The sequence below is a fragment of the Rhodococcus sp. As11 genome (genome assembly GCF_048957735.1).
Classification (GTDB): domain Bacteria; phylum Actinomycetota; class Actinomycetes; order Mycobacteriales; family Mycobacteriaceae; genus Rhodococcus; species Rhodococcus gordoniae.
In genome coordinates this window covers 90,578-107,973 of sequence record NZ_JARDJE010000004.1, presented here as the reverse complement: position 1 = coordinate 107,973, position 17,396 = coordinate 90,578, and the positions used below count along the sequence as shown (strand labels likewise).

Here is a 17,396-nt window from a genome sequence, read left to right as displayed (position 1 = left end):
AGGGTTCCAGCCTAGGCGTCCGCTGTTTCCGCCGGACGCGGTGGTGTGCGCTCCTGCAGTCGCCACGGCAGTCGGGAGCGTGTCGCGACGATGATCAGACCGACCACGACGATGGTCGCTATCGACGCCTGGACGATGATGAACGGTTGGTACTCGCTGCCGTTGGGCATGAGGATCATGCCGACCACGGACGAGAACGCGATGGTGGGGATCCGGAACACCGGGCGCGTCGCCCAGGCGGCGAGCGGGATCACCGCCCACAGCAGATACCAGGGTTGTACCACCGGGAAGAGAAGCACGATCGCGCCCAGCGACACGCCCAGCGCACCCACGGGATGGATCCGGCCTGTCAGCACCGCGAGCAGCATGCGCACCGTGATGAAGGCCGCCACCAGTGCGGCGATGGGGCGCGTGATGGACAGCACGGCCGTCGTGTGGTCGCCCAGGCCGAGCAGCACGCCCCCGAGACCCGTGCCCATGCCCAGGAGGGTCGGGATCGACATCCAGCTGCGGACCTCGGTGGCGGTCCCGAGGGTCTTCGTCCAGCCGAAGCCCAGACCGCTGCCCCAGCTCACGGCCACGATCACGACGCCGGTCCCGACACCGAGGATCACGGCGGCGAGGATCACGGCGCGGAAGGTGGCACCCCACTTGCGGGCCAGGGCCATGCCGACGAATCCCAGCGCGAGCAGCGAGGGCACCTTGATCATCGACGACAGGGCGATCAGCGCCGTGCCGGCAGCGAGCCATCCCGCGAGACGCAGACGCGACACGGACTCGTCGCCCGGGTGGACCGCCCGCAACGAGAGTTCGACGCCGGCGAGCATGAGGCCGAGCATCAGGGCTTCGTTGTGGATGCCCGCGACCAGGTGGAACAGCAACAGCGGGTTGGCTGCGCCGAGCCACAACGCGCTCACCGACGCCACCCCGCACCGGCGGGCCAGCCGAGGCAACGCCCACACGATCAGGGCCACACCGACGAGTGCGAGCAGTCGGTGGACGAATATGCCGGCCACGATGTTCTCGCCTGTGACGTAGGTGATCTTCTCGCCGAGCCACAGGAAGGCCGGACCGTAGGGGGCCGAGGTGTCGCGCCAGATGTTCGGCACCGTCCGGGTCAGGACGTGGTCGACGCCCAGCGCTCCCGCCGGTCCGATCGCGTAGGGATCGAGTCCGCGTGCCGCGATCTCGCTCTGCGCTAGATAGGAGTACACGTCCTTGCTGAACATCGGTGGCGCCACGACGAGCGGGAGGATCCACAACAGCAGGGTGCGGTCGAGTTGCGACCGGGACAGTCGGCGCACGGGACCGTCCGGCGCGCTCCGGCCGATGGCGAATCGTCCGAGCAGCAGCCAGGCGAGGATCACCAGCGCCGTACCGATCATGGTCGTGGTGAGCGCGGCGCTCGGCATGCGCGCCGCCAGCCCGAGAGCTCGTACTCCCTGCACAGGGTTCTGCAGGACCGGCTGCGCCCCGGCGCCGAGCGCGCCGACCGCCATGAGCACGGCACCGGTGGCGCCGAGCAGCCGGATACGGTGCAGATACGTGTTCTCCGTCGCGTCGAGTCCGCGACCTTCGGTCTCGTCGCCGTGCAATACGACGGAGACGTCGGCATGGGGACCGGGGGCCTCGAGCCCCAGGGCGCGTCGGACCCACGTGTGCAGGTGTTCGCGGACTCCCGATCGACCCGACGACGGAGGAGTCGTGCGCGGGGCTGACAGGGAAGGAGTCGACGGCACGTCAGAAGCGTAACGGGAGGGTGGATGTGGTTTCCGCGGACTCCGTGATGAGGGTGTAACAAAGGGCACCCTTGGTGGACCGTGCTTCCGAATTCCGTCACACTGGTGTTGTGAAATACCCGTCCGACACCACCGATGCCGCAGAACGCGCAGGTCACGTACCTGTCGCGGCGGCGTCACGCGTCGAGGACGTACGCAGGAATCCTCCGTCGACCGGTCGCGAGATCCCGGAGGGTCAGACGCGCGCCGCGGTCGTGCAGCTGCTGCTCGAAGAAGGCCCGATCACCGCGCCGGAGATCGGCGACCGTCTCGGCCTGAGTGCCGCCGGTGTGCGACGCCATCTCGACGCGCTCATCGAGTCCGGCGAGGCGCAGGCCGCCGCACCTCCGCGCCGGCAGGGCCGCGGTCGCGGCCGACCGGCGCGTCGTTTCCAGCTCACCGCCGTCGGGCGCGCCCGGCTCGGCCACTCCTACGACGATCTCGCCACCGCCGCGATGCGTCACCTTCGCGAGCTCGGCGGCGACGCCGCCGTGGAGGACTTCGCGCGTCGCCGCGTGGACTCGATCCTCGGCAATGTGGCGCCCGCCGACGAGAACGTCGACGACGTCGAGAGCGTTGCCGAGGAGATCGCCGGCGCGTTCACCGCCTCCGGGTTCGCGGCCTCGACCCGGCGGGTCGGCACCGGCGTGCAGATCTGCCAGCACCACTGCCCGGTCTCGCATGTCGCCGAGCAGTTCCCCGAACTCTGCGAGGCGGAGCAGGAGGCATTCGTGCGGATCCTCGGAACCCACGTGCAACGCCTCGCGACGATCGCCAACGGCGACGCCTTCTGCACGACCCACGTGCCCGTTCTCCCCAGAGCGGATGTGCCCCGGCCGGAGCCGCCCACGTGACGTCCCCCACTCGAGTGCTGCGAGACACCGGGCACAACACGAAGACATCCACCCACCCGTCGACCGTCGACGCACAGCCCGCGCCGACGCCCACCAGACTCCGGAAGGAGCTCGCATGACCGTCGCATCGGATCAGACGTCCGGCGCCGCGCCGCTGACGCAGGAAGAGACGATCGATTCTCTCGGACACTACGAATACGGCTGGGCGGACCCCGACACCGCCGGTGCCACGGCGCAGCGCGGCCTGTCCGAAGAGGTCGTGCGGGACATCTCGTCGAAGAAGAACGAACCCGAGTGGATGCTCGACATCCGTCTCAAGGCGCTGCGCACCTTCGACAAGAAGCCGATGCCGGTGTGGGGTTCGAACCTCGACGGGATCGACTTCGACAACATCAAGTACTTCGTGCGCTCGACGGAGAAGCAGGCCGCGAGCTGGGACGAGCTCCCCGAGGACATCAAGAACACCTACGACCGGCTGGGCATCCCGGAGGCGGAGAAGCAGCGCCTGATCGCCGGTGTCGCCGCCCAGTACGAGTCCGAGGTGGTCTACCACCAGATCCGCGAGGACCTCGAGAGCCAGGGCGTGATCTTCCTCGACACCGACTCGGGTCTGCGTGAGCATCCCGAGCTGTTCAAGGAGTACTTCGGCACGGTCATCCCGGCCGGGGACAACAAGTTCTCCGCCCTGAACACCGCGGTGTGGTCGGGAGGCTCGTTCATCTACGTTCCGCCGGGTGTACACGTCGACATCCCGCTGCAGGCCTACTTCCGCATCAACACGGAGAACATGGGCCAGTTCGAGCGGACCCTGATCATCGTCGACGAGGGCGCCTCGGTGCACTACGTCGAGGGCTGCACCGCGCCGATCTACAAGTCCGACTCGCTGCACTCCGCAGTGGTCGAGATCATCGTCAAGAAGGGCGGTCACTGCCGCTACACGACGATCCAGAACTGGTCGAACAACGTCTACAACTTGGTGACCAAGCGCACCAAGGTCGAGGCCGGCGGCTCGATGGAATGGATCGACGGCAACATCGGTTCCAAGGTGACGATGAAGTACCCGGCCGTGTGGATGATGGGCGAGCACGCTCGCGGTGAGGTGCTCTCCGTGGCCTTCGCCGGCGAGGGTCAGCACCAGGACACCGGCGCGAAGATGCTGCACCTGGCTCCGCACACCTCCTCGACCATCGTGTCGAAGTCGGTGGCGCGCGGCGGTGGACGTGCCTCCTACCGCGGCCTCGTGCAGGTCAACAAGGGAGCCCACGGCTCGAAGTCGACGGTCAAGTGCGACGCGCTGCTCGTCGACCAGATCAGCCGCTCCGACACCTACCCGTACGTCGATATCCGTGAGGACGACGTCACGATGGGTCACGAGGCGACCGTCTCGAAGGTGAGCGACGACCAGCTGTTCTACCTCATGAGCCGCGGACTCGACGAGGACGAGGCCATGGCCATGGTGGTGCGCGGGTTCGTCGAGCCCATCGCCAAGGAACTGCCGATGGAGTACGCCCTCGAACTCAACCGCCTGATCGAACTGCAGATGGAAGGGGCAGTCGGCTAAATGACTGCGGAAGCGAAGAACGCTCCGGCTACCGGAGTGCAGGAAGCCGTGCGCGGGGAGAACCGTGCCCCGGCGATCGACAACGCCGGCAAGCCGGCAGTCAACAAGGGCGAGGTCTTCACGTCGTTCGATGTGAACGCCTTCGAGGTTCCCTCGGGACGCGACGAGGTCTGGCGGTTCACCCCGCTGCGCCGCCTGCGCGGTCTGCACGACGGCACCGCCACCGCGACCGGCACCGCGACCGTCGAGGTCACCCCGGTCGACGGCGTGCAGGTCGAGACCGTCGCGCGCGACGACGCGCGGCTCGGACAGGCCGGTGTGCCGTTCGACCGGATCGCAGCGCAGGCCTACTCGGCGTTCGAGACCGCAACCGTCCTCACCGTCGGCCGCGAGGTCGAGGTCGCCGACCCCGTCACCGTGACGATCACGGGACCGGGTGAGGGAGCCGTCGCCTACGGTCACGTGCAGATCCGGCTCGAGGAGTTCGCCAACCTCACGCTCGTCATCGACCAGCGCGGTAGCGGCACCTACGCCGAGAACATCGAGTTCGTGCTCGGCGACAGCGCGCAATTGAAGGTCGTCGCGGTGCAGGACTGGGCCGACGACGCCGTGCACGTCGCCGCGCACCACGCCCGCCTCGGCCGCGATGCCGTGCTCCGTCACTTCACGGTCGCGCTCGGCGGCGATCTGGTACGCGTGTCGGCGACCACCAAGTACGACGGTCCCGGCGGCGACGCCGAACTGCTCGGCCTGTACTTCGCCGACGCCGGTCAGCACTTCGAACAGCGCCTGCTCGTCGACCACTCGCAGCCGAACTGCAAGTCGAACGTCGTGTACAAGGGTGCGCTGCAGGGCGATCCGGCCTCCGGCAAGCCCGACGCGCGCACCGTGTGGATCGGCGACGTGCTCATCCGCGCCGAGGCCGAGGGCACCGACACCTTCGAGCTCAACCGCAACCTGGTGCTCACCGACGGAGCGCGCGCCGACTCGGTGCCGAACCTCGAGATCGAGACCGGTGAGATCGTCGGTGCCGGTCACGCGTCGGCGACCGGCCGCTTCGACGACGAGCAGCTGTTCTACCTGCGTGCTCGCGGTATCCCCGAAGAGGAAGCGCGTCGCCTCGTCGTCCGCGGATTCTTCCACGAGCTGCTCGAGCGCATCACGGTCGCCGAGGTCCGCGAACGGCTCGAGGCCGCCATCGAGGCGGAACTCGCCGCCGTCGGCGCCTGACGGCCGTCTCCCCGTACTCCCGATACCTCTCCACTAAGGAAACGCATTTCGATGTCCACACCTTCGAACGTCCTCGAGATCAAGGACCTGCACGTCCGTGTCGCTCAGACCGACGAGAACGCCGAACCCATCGACATTCTCAAGGGCGTCGATCTCACGGTCCGCTCGGGTGAGACGCACGCCATCATGGGCCCCAACGGCTCCGGCAAGTCCACCCTGTCGTACGCGATCGCCGGCCACCCCAAGTACGAGATCACCTCGGGCAGCATCACCCTCAACGGTGAGGACGTGCTCGAGATGAGCGTCGACGAGCGCGCCCGCGCCGGCCTGTTCCTCGCGATGCAGTACCCGGTCGAGGTGCCCGGCGTGTCGATGTCGAACTTCCTCCGCACCGCCGCGACCGCCGTGCGCGGCGAGGCCCCCAAGCTGCGCCACTGGGTCAAGGAGGTCAAGCAGGCGATGTCCGAGCTGGACATCGATCCGGCCTTCGGCGAGCGCAGTGTCAACGAGGGCTTCTCCGGTGGCGAGAAGAAACGCCACGAGATCCTGCAGCTCGGTCTGCTGAAGCCGAAGATCGCCATCCTCGACGAGACCGACTCGGGCCTCGACGTGGACGCGCTGCGCGTCGTCTCCGAGGGCGTGAACCGCTACCAGGAGAACGAGAACGGCGGCGTCCTGCTCATCACCCACTACACCCGCATCCTGCGCTACATCAAGCCGCAGTTCGTGCACGTCTTCGTGGGTGGCCGCGTCGTCGAGTCCGGTGGCCCCGAGCTCGCCGACGAGCTCGAGACCAACGGCTACGTTCGTTTCACCCAGGCAGCAACGCAAGGAGCGTGATCGGATGACGGTGCCGGTGCGGACCTTGGACATCGCCCGGATCAGGGCGGATTTCCCGATCCTCGCGCGCACGGTGCGCGACGGCAAACCCCTGGTCTACCTCGACTCGGGGGCCACCTCCCAGCGTCCGGTGCAGGTGCTGGACGCCGAGCGTGAGTTCCTCGCGACGCGGAACGCGGCCGTGCACCGCGGTGCGCATGCGTTGTCGGAGGAGGCGACCGACTCGTACGAGGACGCCCGCGCTGTCATCGCCGGCTTCGTCGGGGTCGACGTCGACGAGGTGGTGTTCACCAAGAACGCCACCGAGTCGCTCAACCTCGTCGCCTACGCCTTCGCCGACGACCGGTTCCCGCACCGGCTCGGACCGGGTGACGAGATCGTCGTCACCGAGCTCGAGCACCACGCGAACCTCGTTCCGTGGCAGGAACTCGCGCGGCGCACGGGTGCCACTCTGCGCTGGTACGGCGTCACCGACGACGGCCGCATCGACCTCGACTCGCTGACGCTGACCGAGGCTGTGAAGGTCGTGGCGTTCACGCACCAGTCGAACGTAACCGGCGCGGTCGCCCCCGTCGAGGAGATCGTGCGACGCGCGAAGGAGGTCGGCGCGATCGTCGTGCTCGACGCGTGCCAGTCGGTGCCGCACATGGCCGTCGACTTCCGCGCGCTCGGAGTCGACTTCGCCGCCTTCTCCGGCCACAAGATGTTCGGTCCCTCGGGTGTGGGTGTCCTCTACGGACGACGCGACCTGCTCGCCGACGTGCCGCCGTTCATCACCGGTGGCTCGATGATCGAGACGGTCACCATGGAGGCGACGACCTTCGCCGCACCGCCGCAGCGGTTCGAAGCCGGTTCCCCGATGTCCTCGCAGGCCGTGGGGCTCGGTGCCGCCGTGCGTTATCTGCAGGAGATCGGCATGGACGCGGTGGCCGCGCACGAGCACGAACTCACCACTGCGGCGCTCGCCGAACTCGCCGGCATCGAGGGCGTGCGCATCATCGGTCCGACCACCGCCGACCAGCGCGGTGGGGCCGTGTCGTTCGTCGTGGACGGAATCCACGCCCATGATCTCGGCCAGATCCTCGATGACGAGGGCGTCGAGATCCGGGTCGGGCATCACTGTGCCTGGCCGTTGCACCGCCGCTTCGGGGTGGCCGCGACCGCCCGCGCGTCGTTCGCCGTGTACAACACGCCGGACGAGGTGCAGGCACTCGGCGCGGCGATCCGGCGCGCCCAGAAATTCTTCGGGGAGGCGTGATCCGATGCGGATGGAGCAGATGTACCAGGAAGTGATCCTGGACCACTACAAGCACCCGCATCACCGCGGGCTGCGCGAACCGTTCGGCGCCGAAGTACATCACGTCAACCCGACCTGCGGCGACGAGGTGACGCTGCGTGTGCATCTCGACGGCGACACCGTTGCCGACGTCTCCTACGACGGCCAGGGGTGCTCGATCAGCCAGGCGTCGACGTCCGTGCTCACCGACCAGGTGATCGGTGCTCCGCTGGGCGATGCGCTGAAGATGGTCGACGGGTTCGTCGAGATGGTGAGCAGTCGCGGCACCGTCGACGGCGACGAGGAGTTGATCGGCGACGGCATCGCGTTCGCCGGCGTGGCGAAGTACCCGGCGCGCGTGAAGTGCGCGTTGCTGGGCTGGATGGCTTTCAAGGACGCGGTCGCGCAGACCGTGGACGCCGCCTCCGACACCCTGACGGACGGCGCGCACACCCTTTCGAGCGAAGGACAGAACCGATGACCGAACCCGCACCCGGCACCGTGAACACCGACGAGGATCCGACGGCCGACGCCGGCGCGGACGAGACCTCGACGCTCGTCGCGGCCACGGCCCCCCCGCTGGATCCGGGCCGCCTCGACGAACTCGAGGAAGCGCTGCGCGACGTCGTCGACCCCGAACTCGGCATCAATGTCGTCGATCTCGGTCTCGTCTACGGAATCTCCGAGGCCGACGAGATCGTGACCGTCGACATGACCCTCACGTCGGCGGCGTGCCCTCTCACCGATGTCATCGAGGATCAGGCCAAGGGCGCACTCGTGCGCAGCGGTCTGTGCGACGAACTGCGTATCAACTGGGTGTGGATGCCGCCGTGGGGTCCCGACAAGATCACCGACGACGGACGCGAGCAGCTGCGCGCACTCGGGTTCACCGTCTGAGCCGCAGCTTCCGGGTTCCGGGCCTCGGCGCCTGATCTCCGACTTCTCGTCGGGGGTCAGGCGCCTTTGCGTTCGCCGGAGGTCTTCTTGGCAGCTGTCTTCTTCGCAGGACTCTTCCTGGCCGCCGTACTCGTGGACGCGGTCTTCTTCGCGGTGCTCTTCTTCGCGGGACTCTTCTTCGCCGTGCTCTTCGATGCGGTCTTCTTCGCGGGAGCCTTCTTCTTCGCGCCCTCGTCGTCTTCGTCGTCCTTCGAGGACTTCTTCCCGTCCGAGGACGAACCGGACGGAACCTTCTTACCCGCCGCGTCGACGCTGCGCTGCAGGGCAGCGACGAGGTCGAGCACCTCGGCGTCCTCCTCGTCGGTGTCGGGTTCGGCGACCTGGAAGACCTTCTCGCCACCGCGCGCGAGGGCCTCGTCGATCAGCGTGCGCAGCTCCACCTGGTATTCGTCGGTGAACTCGGTGGGATCGAAATCGTCGGACATCGATTCGACGAGGGCCTCGGCCATCGCGAGTTCGCGTTGTTTCGGCTTCTCGATGTCGTCGAGCGACTCGAACTCGGCCGCGCGTACCTCGTCGGGCCACAACAGGGTCTGCAGGATGAGCAACCCGTCGCGGGTGCGCAGCGCCGCCAGTCGCGTGCGCTGACGAAGCGTGAAGTGCACCAGCGCCGTCCGGTCGCTCTGCTCGAGGGTCGCGGCGAGCAGGCCGTAGGCCTTCGGCGACGACGAATCGGGCTCGAGATAGTAGGACTTCTCGAACAGGATCGGATCGATCTGTTCGGTGGGCACGAACTGCAGGACCGGGATCTCGTGCTTCTCCGCCGCGGGAAGCTTCTCGAAGTCCTCGTCGGTGAGCACGACCCGCTCGCCGTCCTCGGAGTCGTAGGCCTTGTCGATCTCCTGGTAGGGAACGACCTCACCGCACTCGGTACACACGCGCTGGTACTTGATCCGCCCGCCGTCCTTCGCATGCACCTGGTGGAAGGTGATGTCGTGCGACTCGGTGGCCGAGTACACCTTCACCGGCACGTTGACGAGGCCGAACGCGAGTGAGCCTTTCCAGATCGACCGCATGTGTCCATCATGATCGACACCCCGGGAGAACGCTGGAAAGCTGCGAAACTCACCGGGCGGCTCGTCGAGACATTCGCCACACCGTCGTAGCCGGGAGATCAGCGGAGCGACCGCAGGATCGTCATGCGCCGGGGCCGGGGTAGCACCCGGAACAGCCGCCACATCGCGCTCGCCACACCCGACGCATCGTCGCGACCCGACAGATACGCCCGTTGCTGCGCGACCGGCAGGTCGAAGAACGCGTCGAAGAACTCGATCGCACCGTGCGCGTCGAGTCGCAGCAGGACCCGCAATCCCATCTGCCGCATCGCCGCCACCGAACGGGCGCGGGCAGACCACAGGACATGCTGCGGGTCGTCGCCGCGGCGCATCGCGTCCACCACCGCATCCGCGGTGGACAGTGCCGTGGCCACCGCGTATCCCGTGGCCGGATGCATGAGACCGCCGCGGGCACCGAAACCGATCACCCCGGGCGACGTCGGTGCGCCCTCCACCGCGAAGCGCACCCGTTCGACCCGTTCGTCGCCGGTCGTGCACACCCCTCGTGCCGCAAGCCGGACACGGAGGCGCCGTTCGAGTTCGCCGAGGTCGAGTGCCGGGCGCCCGACGAGACAGGTCTCCTCGAGGATCGTGCGGCCGTCACCGACCGGCACCGCGTAGAGGAAGGACGGGACATCGTCCGGAGCGGTCCCGTTGTCGCGACGCCAGTCCATGAACCAGGCGTCGTGCCCGTCGAGGGCGGGTGCCGCGGTCGCGTCGTCCACGATCACGCCGAATGCCGTCTGCTGGGCGCGCTGCGGATCGGCAGGAACCCCGCGGGCGTCGACGACGTAGCGCGCACACACTCGGCGCCCGTCCTCGAGGACGACACCCTCCGATCCGACGTCGCGTACGCGACCCCGGACCACCGCGACCGCGCCGAGGTCGAGCACGTCCTGCAGCCGCGCCGTATCCAGCACCCGGTAGACGCGATCGAGGAGGCGGGGCCCGGTCGTCCACACGGCGGGTCTGCCGATGTGCGACGCCACCGTCTCCGCAGGTAACCAGGCCGGCAGCTCGTCGGCCCACGCCGCGTAGGTCGCGGTCCACCGTCGCTGCGGGCGCACGTCGACGGCCGTCACGGACAGCCCGGCCACGGCCGCGCGGAACGCCAGTGCCCGGCCGGCGGGGCCGAGCCCGGCCACGACGAGGTCGGTAGGGGGACGGTGCGTCACGGGCGCCAGCCTAGGTCGCCCGCCGGTGGGGGGCAGGGGTGCGCCGCGGGAGGGTAGCGAATCTCACCGTGAGGGTGGGGCCGCGCCACGGTAAAATGAGTGGTTCGTGTGCCCGGCTGTTTGCCACCATGGCACCCATCCACCGTCTTTCTTCCTAGGAGCCCGTGCGTGATCACCGCTACCGACCTCGAAGTCCGCGCCGGCGTGCGGACGCTGCTCACCGCCCCCGGCTCGGGGCTGCGGGTGCAGGCCGGGGACCGGATCGGCCTCGTGGGACGCAACGGCGCCGGCAAGACCACGACCCTGCGAATCCTCGCGGGTGAAGGCGAGCCCTACGCCGGCACCGTGATCCGCTCCGGCGACATCGGGTACCTGCCCCAGGACCCCAAGGAGGGCAATCTCGACGTCCTCGCCAAGGACCGGGTGCTCTCGGCGCGAGGCCTCGACGAGATCATGCGCAGCATGGAGAAGCAGCAGGCGCTCATGGCAGAGGCCGTGGACGAGAAGATCCGCGACCGCGCCGTGCGCAAGTACGGGTCACTCGAGGAACGCTTCGCGACCCTCGGTGGATACGTCGCCGAATCCGAGGCCGCGACCATCTGCCACAGTCTCGGTCTGCCCGACCGCGTCCTCGGCCAGCCCCTGCACACGCTGTCGGGTGGTCAGCGCCGCCGTGTCGAACTCGCCCGCATCCTGTTCGCGGCCTCGGACGGGTCCGGCGGAAAGTCCGACACCACGCTGCTGCTCGACGAACCGACCAACCATCTCGACGCCGACTCGATCACCTGGCTCCGTGGCTTCCTGCAGAACCACGACGGCGGGCTCATCGTCATCAGCCACGACGTCGACCTGCTCGCCGACGTGGTGAACAAGGTCTGGTTCCTCGACGCGGTGCGTGGCGAGGCCGACATCTACAACATGGGCTGGAAGAAGTACCTCGACGCACGTGCCACCGACGAGCAGCGTCGTCGCCGCGAGCGTGCGAACGCAGAGAAGAAGGCGTCCGCGTTGCAGAAGCAGGCCGCCAAGCTCGGAGCCAAGGCCACCAAGGCCACGGCCGCCCAGAACATGGCGAAGCGCGCCGAGAAACTTCTCGACGACCTCGACGACGTGCGGGTGGCCGACAAGGTCGCGAAGATCCGGTTCCCGACGCCTGCTGCATGTGGAAAGACACCGCTGATGGCGAAGGAACTGACCAAGGTCTACGGTTCGCTCGAGATCTTCACCGGTGTCGACCTCGCGATCGACCGCGGCAGCCGCGTGGTCATCCTCGGCCTCAACGGCGCCGGTAAGACCACCCTGTTGCGTCTTCTCGCCGGAGTGGAAACCCCCGATCTCGGCGAGCTCGTCCCGGGCCACGGTCTGAAGATCGGGTACTTCGCCCAGGAACACGACACCATCGACGACTCGGCGTCGGTATGGGAGAACATCCGGCACGCCGCGCCGGACGCCGGCGAACAGGACCTGCGGGGACTGCTCGGCGCGTTCATGTTCACCGGCCCCCAGCTCGAGCAGCCCGCGGGAACGCTCTCCGGCGGTGAGAAGACCCGGCTGGCGCTCGCGGGGCTCGTGTCGTCGGCGGCGAACGTGCTGCTTCTCGACGAGCCGACCAACAACCTCGATCCGGTCTCACGTGAGCAGGTGCTCGACGCTCTGCGCAGTTACGAGGGTGCCGTCGTGCTGGTCACCCACGATCCGGGGGCGGCCGAGGCGCTCGATCCCGAACGGGTGATCCTGCTTCCCGACGGAACCGAGGACCACTGGTCCCAGGAATACCTCGAACTCATCCAGCTCGCCTGATCGGCTCCGCTGGTCCGATCTGCGTCCGCGCACCCGGGCGGTCCTCTAGCCTGGGAAAGGGACCTTTGGCGAGGGCGCAGGGAGGATCCGATGGCGCGAAATTCCGGTGGTGGAGAGACGACCTACGCGAAGGGAGCCCGGGTTACGGGGGAATCGCGGGACCGCTTGCAGGAGGATCTGAAGCGCCGCTACGAGGAGGGTGCGAGCATTCGGACGCTCGCGCAGGAAACCGGTCGATCCTACGGTTTCGTGCACAACGTGCTCGTGGAGTCGCAGGTACGGCTGCGGGGCCGCGGCGGGCCGAACCGCCGCAGGGCGGCAGCGGGCGACGAGACGGGCTGAGCGGGCGACAGCGCGTGTCAGTCGCGTCGACGCACCGATTCCTCGACGAGATCGAGGACCGCGACGAGATCCTGTTCGGCGTGCCCTGAGGCGAGGCGGGCGACGAGACCGTCGAGGACGAGGTCGAGATATCCGAGGAGAACTTCGGTCGGCACATCGTCGCGGAGCCTGCCCGCTTCGCGCTGTCGTTCGAGACGACCCACGGTGGCCTCGGTCAGTTCTGCGGAATGCTGCGTCCATGCCTTCGCGAACTCGGGATCGGTACGCAGGCGGCGGGTGATCTCGAGTCGGGTTCCCAGCCAGTCGAACTGGTCGGGCGTAGACAGCATGTCGCGCATGACCTGCACGAGACCCTCGTTGGCGGCGACGTCCGCCATGCGCCGTGCGTCCTCCTGCGCGAGCGCGAGGAACAGGCCGTCCTTGTCCTTGAAATGGTGGAAGATCGCACCGCGGGACAGGCCCGTGGCATCTTCGAGCAGTCGCACGGTCGCGCCTTCGTAACCGTATTCGGCGAAACAGCGACGGGCACCGTCGAGGATCTGCCTGCGCCGCGCGGCGAGATGGTCCTCACTGACCTTGGGCACGCGCCACTTCCTTTCCGCTCGAGGAGACGGCGGGCCCGAGACGAGTCTCGTCCCGGGCCCGCCGCTTCACACAGGTGTGACCGATCGGGTCACGTGCAGTGCTCTCTAGCCGCGGATCATGTTCCGCAGCACGTACTGCAGGATGCCGCCGTTGCGGTAGTAATCCGCCTCACCCGGGGTGTCGATGCGGACCACGGCGTCGAAGGTGACCTTCTCGCCGTCCTCCTTGGTCGCCGTGACCTTGACGGTCTTCGGCGTGACGCCCTCGTTGAGCTTCTCGATGCCCTCGATGTCGAAGACCTCGGTGCCGGTCAGGCCCAGGGACTTGGCCGACTCGCCCGCCGGGAACTGCAGCGGGATGACGCCCATGCCGATGAGGTTCGAGCGGTGGATGCGCTCGAACGACTCGGTGATGACGGCCTTGACGCCGAGCAGGCGGGTGCCCTTGGCGGCCCAGTCACGCGAGGAACCCGAACCGTACTCCTTGCCACCGAGGACGACCAGCGGGATTCCGGCCTCCTGGTAGTTCTGCGAGGCGTCGTAGATGAACGCCTGCGGAGCACCGTCCTGGGTGAAGTCGCGGGTGTAACCACCGGAGACACCGTCGAGCAGCTGGTTCTGCAGACGGATGTTCGCGAAGGTACCGCGGACCATCACCTCGTGGTTGCCGCGACGCGAACCGAGCGAGTTGTAGTCCTTGCGCTCGACACCGTGGGCGTCGAGGTACTGCGCGGCCGGGGTACCCGGCTTGATGGGCCCGGCCGGGCTGATGTGGTCGGTGGTCACCGAATCGCCGAGCAGCGCGAGCACACGCGCACCCTTGATGTCGGAGACCGCATCCGGATCCATCGTCATGCCGTCGAAGTACGGAGCCTTGCGGACGTACGTCGAGTTCTCGTCCCACGCGAAGGTGTCACCCTCGGGGGTCTCGAGGTTCTGCCAGCGCTCGTCGCCCTTGAAGACATCGGCGTAGGACTTGCGGAACATGTCCTGGCTGATCGCCGACTTGATGGTGTCGTCGATCTCCTGCGCAGACGGCCAGATGTCCTTCAGGAAGACGTCGTTGCCGTCGGTGTCCTTGCCCAGGGCGTCGGTCTCGAAGTCGAAGTCCATCGTGCCCGCGAGCGCGTACGCGATGACCAGCGGCGGCGAGGCCAGGTAGTTCATCTTCACGTCGGGGGAGATGCGACCCTCGAAGTTGCGGTTGCCGGAGAGCACCGCGGTGACCGAGAGGTCGTTGTCGTTGACGGCCTTCGAGATCTCCTCGGGCAGCGGGCCCGTGTTACCGATGCACGTGGTGCAACCGAAACCGCCGAGGTAGAAGCCGAGCTTCTCGAGGTACGGCCACAGGCCGGCCTTCTCGTAGTAGTCGTTGACGACCTGCGAACCCGGAGCCATGTTGGTCTTGACCCACGGCTTGGTGGACAGGCCCTTCTCGACCGCGTTGCGGGCGAGCAGTGCGGCACCGAGCATGACCGACGGGTTGGAGGTGTTGGTGCAGGAGGTGATGCCCGCAACCACGACCGCGCCGTGGTCGAGGACGAACTCGCCGCGCTCCTCCGAGACGACCTCGACCGGCTTCGACGGACGGCCGTGGGCCCCGTTGGCAGCCGAGTGGACGTCGACGGCACCGTCGTCCGCGAAGGACAGCACGGCCGGGTCGGACGCCGGGAAGGACTCTTCGACGGCCTCGTCGAGCTTGCTGTGCTCGGCCGGGAGGTTCTCCTCCACGTAGTTGTGGATGTCCTTGCGGAAGGCGACCTTCGACTCGGACAGCAGGATGCGGTCCTGCGGGCGCTTGGGGCCGGCGATCGACGGGACGACCGTCGACAGGTCGAGCTCGAGGTACTCGGAGAACTCGGGCTCGCGGCTCGGATCGTGCCACAGGCCCTGCTCCTTGGCGTACGCCTCGACGAGAGCGAGCTGCTCGTCGCTGCGGCCGGTCAGGCGCAGGTAGTTGATGGTCTCGTCGTCGATCGGGAAGATCGCTGCGGTGGAACCGAACTCGGGGCTCATGTTGCCGAGGGTCGCGCGGTTGGCGAGGGGGACCTCGGCCACGCCGGCGCCGTAGAACTCGACGAACTTGCCGACGACGCCGTGCTTGCGCAGCATGTCGGTGACGGTGAGCACGACGTCGGTGGCGGTCACGCCGGGCCGGATCTCACCGGTGAGCTTGAAGCCGACCACGCGCGGGATCAGCATGGAGACCGGCTGGCCGAGCATGGCGGCCTCGGCCTCGATGCCGCCGACGCCCCAGCCGAGCACGCCGAGACCGTTGACCATCGTGGTGTGCGAGTCGGTGCCGACGCAGGTGTCGGGGTAGGCCTGCCCGTTGCGGACCATGACGGTCGGGGCGAGGTACTCGATGTTGACCTGGTGCACGATGCCCATGCCCGGCGGGACGACGCGGAAGTCGTCGAAGGCGCCCTGACCCCAGCGGAGGAACTGGTAACGCTCGCCGTTGCGCTCGTACTCGAGGTCGACGTTGCGCTCGAGGGCGTCGGCACGACCGAAGTAGTCGAGGATCACCGAGTGGTCGATGACCATGTCGGCGGGGGAGAGGGGGTTGACCTTGTTCGGGTCGCCGCCCAGGGTGGTGACGGCCTCACGCATGGTCGCGAGGTCGACGACACAGGGGACGCCCGTGAAGTCCTGCATGATCACGCGGGCAGGCGTGAACTGGATCTCGATGCTCGGGTCGGCGGAGGGATCCCAGTCGGCGATGGCCCGGATGTGATCGGCCGTGATGTTGGCACCGTCCTCGGTGCGCAGCAGGTTCTCGGCCAGGACCTTCAAAGAGTAAGGAAGTTTCTCGGTGCCGGGGACGGCCGACAGGCGGAAGATCTCGTACGAGTTGTCTCCGACCTGCAGCGAACCCTTGGCGCCGAACGAATCACTACTGGTGCTCACGTCAGCTCCACTCGTCGTTTCGGCTGGCCGCCGACGGGGCTGTGTCGACGGCTGAAGCGAGGCACACGACTTCCACCCACGGCCCGTGGCCCGGATGCAGAATGTCGTGGCGTCTCGCACTCGATTCTAACAGTACGCTTGTCCTGTATTGAACCGAAGCCGGGGTTTGTCGTGCCGTCGCGGGGCGTCACGGGTATCGGTCCTGTTCGCGACGAGTGCTGCGAGCCGCCGTCGCGCGATCGCGTAGTGTTCTGCACTGCCGCACGGGTGTGGCGCTTCGTGTCGTTTCCGAGCGGCCGGACCGCCGGTCGCCCGGACTTTGTTCAGTACCACCGGAGAGAGATGTCTGCGCCACTGCTTCGTATACCGGGCCCTGCGCTCACGGATCTGCCTGCCGGGGTCTCCGTCGACACAGTGCTCGCCGATCTTGCCGACGATCAGGTTGCGGCACCGTCGCAGTACGTCGACGATCTCGTCGCAGAGGTGCAGCGCGCGCACGAGAACGGGATCGACCTGAGTGTGGTCGTACTCGACCGGGACCCGCGTATGGATTCGCAGCTTCGCGACCTCGCGACGGAGGTGGGGGCCGAGGACGGCGGGACCGTGCTGGTCCTCAGCCCCGGCTGGGTCGGGACGTTCAGCGCGGATCTCGACCGGGTCACCCTCGAGGCGGCCCAGGACCGCACATACACCGGCGATCCGGTGGTGTCCACGCGCAACTTCGTCGATTCGGTGCTCGAGCCGTCGCCCCCCTGGACACTGATGACATTGCTGATCGTCGCCGTCGTCGCTCTTGCGGCCGGTGCGACCTTCCTGGCGAAGCGGCGCCGGACGGATGGTGACCAGACCGTTGCCGGAGGTAACGGAATGTCATCGCCCGACGCCTCCTGACGTCTCTTTCCCGTCACCACCGCGGGGTTGTCCGGGCCGTCCGTCCGACGGTTCCGCCGAGATCCGGCAGATGATGCCGTTCGGTGTCCTCACGGTGTTCTTCGAACGATCTTCGTGACTGTCATGCGACATACCCCTGTGGT

At 67.7% G+C, this 17,396-nt stretch carries 15 protein-coding genes; 10 read left to right on the top strand and 5 right to left on the bottom strand.

The features are described 5' to 3' along the window. Positions 1-11: 11 nt before the first annotated feature. A complete protein-coding gene (mptB, locus tag PV766_RS06620) occupies positions 12-1,739 on the bottom strand; it encodes a polyprenol phosphomannose-dependent alpha 1,6 mannosyltransferase MptB (RefSeq protein ID WP_421096714.1) in 1,728 nt (575 codons plus the stop codon). 74 nt (positions 1,740-1,813) lie between these two features. Between mptB and PV766_RS06615 the strand changes: the two genes are divergently transcribed. The 7 genes from PV766_RS06615 to PV766_RS06585 all read left to right on the top strand — a co-directional run bounded on the left by PV766_RS06615 (position 1,814) and on the right by PV766_RS06585 (position 8,436). After that, entirely contained in the window at positions 1,814-2,632 is an 819-nt protein-coding gene (locus tag PV766_RS06615; RefSeq protein WP_421096713.1) for a helix-turn-helix domain-containing protein, read from the top strand. 115 nt (positions 2,633-2,747) lie between these two features. After that, positions 2,748-4,193, top strand: coding sequence for a Fe-S cluster assembly protein SufB (gene sufB, locus PV766_RS06610; protein WP_016935404.1), 1,446 nt, complete (start codon positions 2,748-2,750; stop codon positions 4,191-4,193). Next, on the top strand, positions 4,194-5,423 hold the full coding sequence (sufD, locus tag PV766_RS06605; protein WP_129976722.1) for a Fe-S cluster assembly protein SufD: 1,230 nt from the start codon (positions 4,194-4,196) through the stop codon (positions 5,421-5,423). Positions 5,424-5,474: 51 nt separating this feature from the next. Continuing rightward, entirely contained in the window at positions 5,475-6,263 is a 789-nt protein-coding gene (sufC, locus tag PV766_RS06600; RefSeq protein WP_016934996.1) for a Fe-S cluster assembly ATPase SufC, read from the top strand. A gap of 4 nt (positions 6,264-6,267) precedes the next feature. Continuing rightward, entirely contained in the window at positions 6,268-7,521 is a 1,254-nt protein-coding gene (locus PV766_RS06595) for a cysteine desulfurase (RefSeq protein WP_064064892.1), read from the top strand. Positions 7,522-7,525: 4 nt separating this feature from the next. Next, positions 7,526-8,020 carry a Fe-S cluster assembly sulfur transfer protein SufU gene (sufU, locus tag PV766_RS06590; protein WP_064064891.1) on the top strand — a complete coding sequence of 165 codons (495 nt, stop codon included), beginning with the start codon at positions 7,526-7,528 and terminating at the stop codon, positions 8,018-8,020. After that, the gene (locus PV766_RS06585; protein WP_064064890.1) at positions 8,017-8,436 is read left to right on the top strand and encodes a metal-sulfur cluster assembly factor; all 420 of its coding nucleotides are present in this window, start codon (positions 8,017-8,019) and stop codon (positions 8,434-8,436) included. The genes sufU and PV766_RS06585 overlap by 4 nt, the downstream gene beginning before the upstream one ends. A gap of 56 nt (positions 8,437-8,492) precedes the next feature. Here the strand turns inward: PV766_RS06585 and PV766_RS06580 are convergent, their stop codons facing one another. Both PV766_RS06580 and PV766_RS06575 read right to left on the bottom strand, forming a co-directional pair. Then, positions 8,493-9,512 (bottom strand): Ku protein, encoded by a 1,020-nt coding sequence (locus PV766_RS06580; protein ID WP_421096712.1) that lies wholly within the window; start codon positions 9,510-9,512, stop codon positions 8,493-8,495. Between the two features lie 98 nt (positions 9,513-9,610). Then, complete coding sequence (locus tag PV766_RS06575) at positions 9,611-10,726, bottom strand: lycopene cyclase family protein (RefSeq protein ID WP_421096711.1); 1,116 nt, start codon at positions 10,724-10,726, stop codon at positions 9,611-9,613. Positions 10,727-10,894: 168 nt separating this feature from the next. Here PV766_RS06575 and PV766_RS06570 point away from each other — a divergent pair, with 168 nt between their 5' ends. Next, on the top strand, positions 10,895-12,526 hold the full coding sequence (locus PV766_RS06570) for an ABC-F family ATP-binding cassette domain-containing protein (RefSeq protein WP_064064887.1): 1,632 nt from the start codon (positions 10,895-10,897) through the stop codon (positions 12,524-12,526). Between the two features lie 90 nt (positions 12,527-12,616). Continuing rightward, the gene (locus PV766_RS06565) at positions 12,617-12,868 is read left to right on the top strand and encodes a helix-turn-helix domain-containing protein (protein WP_026003301.1); all 252 of its coding nucleotides are present in this window, start codon (positions 12,617-12,619) and stop codon (positions 12,866-12,868) included. Between the two features lie 17 nt (positions 12,869-12,885). On the opposite strand, the gene PV766_RS06560 is transcribed toward PV766_RS06565, so the two are convergent. Beyond that, positions 12,886-13,452: a TetR/AcrR family transcriptional regulator gene (locus PV766_RS06560; protein WP_016934200.1), complete on the bottom strand. Its 567-nt coding sequence runs from the start codon at positions 13,450-13,452 to the stop codon at positions 12,886-12,888. A gap of 105 nt (positions 13,453-13,557) precedes the next feature. Further along, on the bottom strand, positions 13,558-16,362 hold the full coding sequence (gene acnA, locus PV766_RS06555) for an aconitate hydratase AcnA (protein ID WP_421096710.1): 2,805 nt from the start codon (positions 16,360-16,362) through the stop codon (positions 13,558-13,560). Positions 16,363-16,704: 342 nt separating this feature from the next. Here acnA and PV766_RS06550 point away from each other — a divergent pair, with 342 nt between their 5' ends. Beyond that, on the top strand, positions 16,705-17,253 hold the full coding sequence (locus PV766_RS06550) for a DUF6676 family protein (RefSeq protein ID WP_421096709.1): 549 nt from the start codon (positions 16,705-16,707) through the stop codon (positions 17,251-17,253). Positions 17,254-17,396 lie beyond the last annotated feature (143 nt).

Excerpts from the sequence above, each read along its gene's own strand:
- PV766_RS06595 (WP_064064892.1), top strand. The coding sequence starts at position 6,268 with ATGACGGTGCCGGTGCGGACCTTGGACATCGCCCGGATCAGGGCGGAT.
- sufD (WP_129976722.1), top strand. The coding sequence starts at position 4,194 with ATGACTGCGGAAGCGAAGAACGCTCCGGCTACCGGAGTGCAGGAAGCC.
- PV766_RS06580 (WP_421096712.1), bottom strand. The coding sequence starts at position 9,512 with ATGCGGTCGATCTGGAAAGGCTCACTCGCGTTCGGCCTCGTCAACGTG.
- sufC (WP_016934996.1), top strand. The coding sequence starts at position 5,475 with ATGTCCACACCTTCGAACGTCCTCGAGATCAAGGACCTGCACGTCCGT.
- PV766_RS06585 (WP_064064890.1), top strand. The coding sequence starts at position 8,017 with ATGACCGAACCCGCACCCGGCACCGTGAACACCGACGAGGATCCGACG.
- sufB (WP_016935404.1), top strand. The coding sequence starts at position 2,748 with ATGACCGTCGCATCGGATCAGACGTCCGGCGCCGCGCCGCTGACGCAG.
- sufU (WP_064064891.1), top strand. The coding sequence starts at position 7,526 with ATGCGGATGGAGCAGATGTACCAGGAAGTGATCCTGGACCACTACAAG.
- PV766_RS06565 (WP_026003301.1), top strand. The coding sequence starts at position 12,617 with ATGGCGCGAAATTCCGGTGGTGGAGAGACGACCTACGCGAAGGGAGCC.
- PV766_RS06550 (WP_421096709.1), top strand. The coding sequence starts at position 16,705 with ATGTCTGCGCCACTGCTTCGTATACCGGGCCCTGCGCTCACGGATCTG.